The following is a 4,084-nucleotide window of genomic DNA, read 5'->3' as shown; positions in this document are numbered from 1 at the left end:
ACAGATGTTACTGATACTTCCTGGCTTTCAAGAGGCAAGCAGACATTAAACAGAGGAGGCATGTTCTATTCACCACAAAGCGGAATCTGGCAGAGCGTGTGGATGGAATGGGTTCCTGAGACTTGCGTTTATAAGATCGTGGCAGAACCCTCTAAGGATCTTTCTTTTGTGAAAATAAGACTTATTGTGTCAAAACCCTGTGACGTAGTAATTAGGCAGATTCTTGATAAGGACTCAGACCAGGAACCATTTGAAAGAACAATCACGGCACAGACCTTCCATCCGTGTGATCCGCTGGAAGCCCAGTCTGATCATATAATACCATCGTCGGATACGATTCCTCTTGATACTATGTACGCATACACTGCAAAGGTTGGGATCCTTATAGATGATGTAAGGCTATGGACTCCGGAAGACCCATATTTATATAATATTGAAATAATAGCTAAAGGTGAAGATGATTCAATTGACAGGGTTACTTCCTACTTTGGAATGAGAACCTTCACTATGGAAAAAGATGATAAGGATATACCAAGATTCTGTCTTAATCATAAACCTTATTTTATCAAAGGGGTTCTCGATCAGGGCTACTGGCCGGATGGTCTTATGACGGCACCTTCAGATAATGCGCTTATCTATGATATAAAGACCATGAAGAAGCTTGGCTATAACACACTTCGTAAACATATCAAGATCGAAGAAGCAAGGTATTATTATCACTGTGATCAAATGGGAATGCTGGTGATACAGGATATGGTAAGCGGAGGATCTACATACGACAAGCCTCTTGTAACGTATCTTCCGAATCTTTTTCCAAATGTCATGCAGACACTGGATGATTCTGCCAAGAGTTATAAGTTCCTCTCAAGATCTGATGCGGCAGGAAGACATGCTTTTGTAACTGAGATGCGCAATAGTGTAGCATATCTTAAAAACAGTGTATCAATAGCCATATGGACTATTTTCAATGAAGGCTGGGGTCAGTTTGATGCTGCAACACTTCCGGGAATACTTAAATTCCTGGATAGTACAAGACCTATAGATGCAGCAAGCGGATGGTTCGATCAGGGTTCAGGTGACTTTAACAGTATACACAACTACTTCAGAAAACCTGGAGTCCCTCATGATAAACACGGCAGAGCCTGCTTTCTGTCTGAATGCGGCGGACTTACCTATTATATGAAAGACCATAGCGCAAGTGCTAAAACATATGGATATGCGACCTATAAGAGCAGAAAGAAAATGAATGAAGATTATGGACAGTTTATATATAACGAAATATTGCCACTTGAGCCCAAAGGCCTGTGCGGATTCATATACACTCAGGTAAGCGATGTGGAGGATGAAGTTAACGGAATTCTGACCTACGATAGAAGAATAGTGAAGATTAAAACCAAGATATGGTGATAGTTATACTTACAGATTTTGTATAGGGTGGAGGATGATCAGATGTTAAAAAAGAGAATAATAATGTCAGTACTTGGCGTACTGATATGCGGCTTTTCTGTAGGAATATTTAAGCTTGCGGCTTTTGGTGTAGACCCGTTTCAGGCATTTATGAGTGGTATCGATCACATGATACCCATTGATTTTGGAACTCTTTACGTAATAGTTAATGCTGTTTTGCTTACTTTCAGTCTTGTATTTAATAGAAAGAAGATAGGTATAGCTACCTTTATTAACCTGTTTTTGCTGGGATATGTAACACAGTTTAGCTATGAAAAGCTTCAGGGAATTTTCCCTGATCCATCTATACCTGTAAGAGTAGCAGCTCTTATTATTGGAATAGTTGTTATATGCTTTGGCTCAGCATTTTATATGACAGCTGATCTTGGAGTATCAACTTATGATGCAGTAGCTATTATTATGGCTGATACCTGGAAGATCGGTAAATTCAAGTATCTCAGGATCATAACAGATGTCGTATGCGTAGTACTTGGCGTTGTATTGTTTCTTTTAAGCGGTGGCATATTTACAGATATCCCGACATTTGCAGGTATTGGAACCATAATAACAGCTTTTTTCATGGGACCTTTGATCGAATTTTTTAATGAAAAAATCGCAAGACCACTACTTAATAAGTAAGAGCGTGTTAAAGTTTCTACGACGACGCTATTCAAGGTATTTTGACTATATCTAAAAGAAAATTTAAGTATTATGTTCTAAATAGGAATATTAATAGGGAACATTTATCGCTTGATTACTGCAATAAAGTTCCCTAAAAAATCATATGAATTTAGGGAACTATATAGTATAATAATTAAAGCAGAAGTTCCCTAAAAGGAGTAAAAAGTCATGGAAAATAAGTTGGAAACAATTCAGTGGTTATTGCAGGATAAGGCAGATTTTCAGGCACGTCTTAATCTAATTCCTTATGATGGTTCTCCTGAAGTAAAAGAGAATTCAAGCGGCAAATATTTATATATAAGGAAAAGAGTAAATGGAAAGCTTACATCAACATATGTAGGAGTATACTCAGATGACCTGTACCAGCTGCTTTTAAGAAATTCTAGAGAGGCAAGAGAGTTAAAAAAGAACATACGTAAAGTTGATAAACAATTAGCTGAAGCAGGTTATAGTCCGTCTGAACTATCAACTGAAGTGATAAAAAATCTTGATTTTGCAAGGGCAAATATGAAATCCAATATATATGATCAGGCAGTTTTGGAAGGAGTTGCAACTACATTTCCGCAGACAGAGGAAATATTAGAAAAGGGTATTGTTAATGGAATGACAGCAGACGATGTCCAAAAGATATTGAATCTTAAGCACTCATGGGAATTTATTCTTGATCAAGATGTAATACAGGCAGATACGGATTATTATTTGTTGTGTCATATAGCAAAACTTGTAAATGAAGGGTTCTTTTCGTATGGTGGAAAAATACGCAGTGTTCCAGTGTCTATAGGTGGAACAAATTATGTGCCACCTATACCAATCGAATCAGTGGTAATAGAACATATAGATGAAATTAGAAAATCAGATTCCAATGTTATCGATAAAGCAATTGAATTATGTATGTACTGCATGAAAACTCAGGTTTTTGTTGATGGGAATAAAAGGGCATCGATAATATTTGCAAACCATTATTTGATATCAAATGGATATGGACTCCTTGTAATTCCAGAAAAAGAAGTATCAGAGTTCAAAAAGTTGTTGGTTTCTTACTACGAAGGAGAAAAGATTGATATAATTGCAGAATTTCTAAAAGAAAAATGCTGGAAGAGAATGGAGTTGGGATAGATTATACGAACTATTGTTTCTCATTGTTGTTGCTTGGGCTAAGCGTCATGCTAATTTTGTTAGGTAAAAGAGCATTGGACATGAATCGGGAAGTAATTTACTTTTATTTCTTTCTAACAGTAGTTTGGATGTTCAGAGCGTGCCTTGCCAGTTTCATTGAGCCATGGCCATTACAACCAATTCCGGCGGCTGCGATTGGACAGTTGGCTGCTTCGGATGCATTGGCGATAATGATGGTAGTAGTTAGTGTATGTTTTATTAAAGAATTTCGACGTAAATAAGCAAATCGGCAGTTTGTAAGACTCTTATGTGAGAGAAAGAGCTCGATAAATTCATGTTTATGGGGGAGTATTATATGAATGGGAAATTGTTTGCGCAAGCAATAACAAAAGTGATATCTGGGTTGCTACTGATAGGTTTTCTTCTTTTTTTGCCAGCGGGATCTTTTTTATATTGGAATGGATGGCTCTTGATAGCAGTTTTGTTTGTGCCCATGATTGTTGCGGGATTTGTCATGATGAAGAAAAATCCGGAGCTGTTACGAAAGCGCCTAAATGCTAAAGAAGAACAGTCTGAGCAGAAAATTGTAATCGTACTAAGCGGGGTAATGTTTATTGTTGCTTTTATTGTGGCAGGACTTAATTTTCGATTTGGCTGGATTGTTTTACAAAAATGGATTGTATATGCAGCAACAGCAGTGTTTTTGCTTGGTTATATACTTTATGCGGAGGTTCTTAGGGAAAACGCTTACCTTTCCAGAACTGTTGAAGTACAGGAAAATCAAAAGGTTATAGACACTGGTCTTTATGGAATTGTCAGACATCCTATGTACATGAGCACA

Annotated in this window: 4 protein-coding genes; all 4 read left to right on the top strand. The window is 37.3% G+C overall.

Features of this window, described 5'->3' with window-relative positions; all coding sequences use genetic code 11:
* Window positions 1-1,407: glycoside hydrolase family 2 TIM barrel-domain containing protein (locus tag K6G87_RS06290; RefSeq protein WP_296835043.1), on the top strand; the 1,407-nt coding region annotated here is incomplete at its 5' end.
* 42 nt (window positions 1,408-1,449) lie between these two features.
* Complete coding sequence (locus tag K6G87_RS06285) at window positions 1,450-2,085, top strand: YczE/YyaS/YitT family protein (protein ID WP_296835041.1); 636 nt, start codon at window positions 1,450-1,452, stop codon at window positions 2,083-2,085.
* Window positions 2,086-2,295: 210 nt separating this feature from the next.
* Window positions 2,296-3,243 carry a Fic family protein gene (locus tag K6G87_RS06280; RefSeq protein ID WP_296835039.1) on the top strand — a complete coding sequence of 316 codons (948 nt, stop codon included), beginning with the start codon at window positions 2,296-2,298 and terminating at the stop codon, window positions 3,241-3,243.
* Between the two features lie 355 nt (window positions 3,244-3,598).
* The coding region (locus K6G87_RS06275) for an isoprenylcysteine carboxylmethyltransferase family protein (RefSeq protein WP_296835037.1) at window positions 3,599-4,084 on the top strand (486 nt) is incomplete at its 3' end.

It is taken from the genome of Butyrivibrio sp. (assembly GCF_024699075.1).
This window is presented reverse-complemented; position numbering and strand designations above follow the sequence as displayed.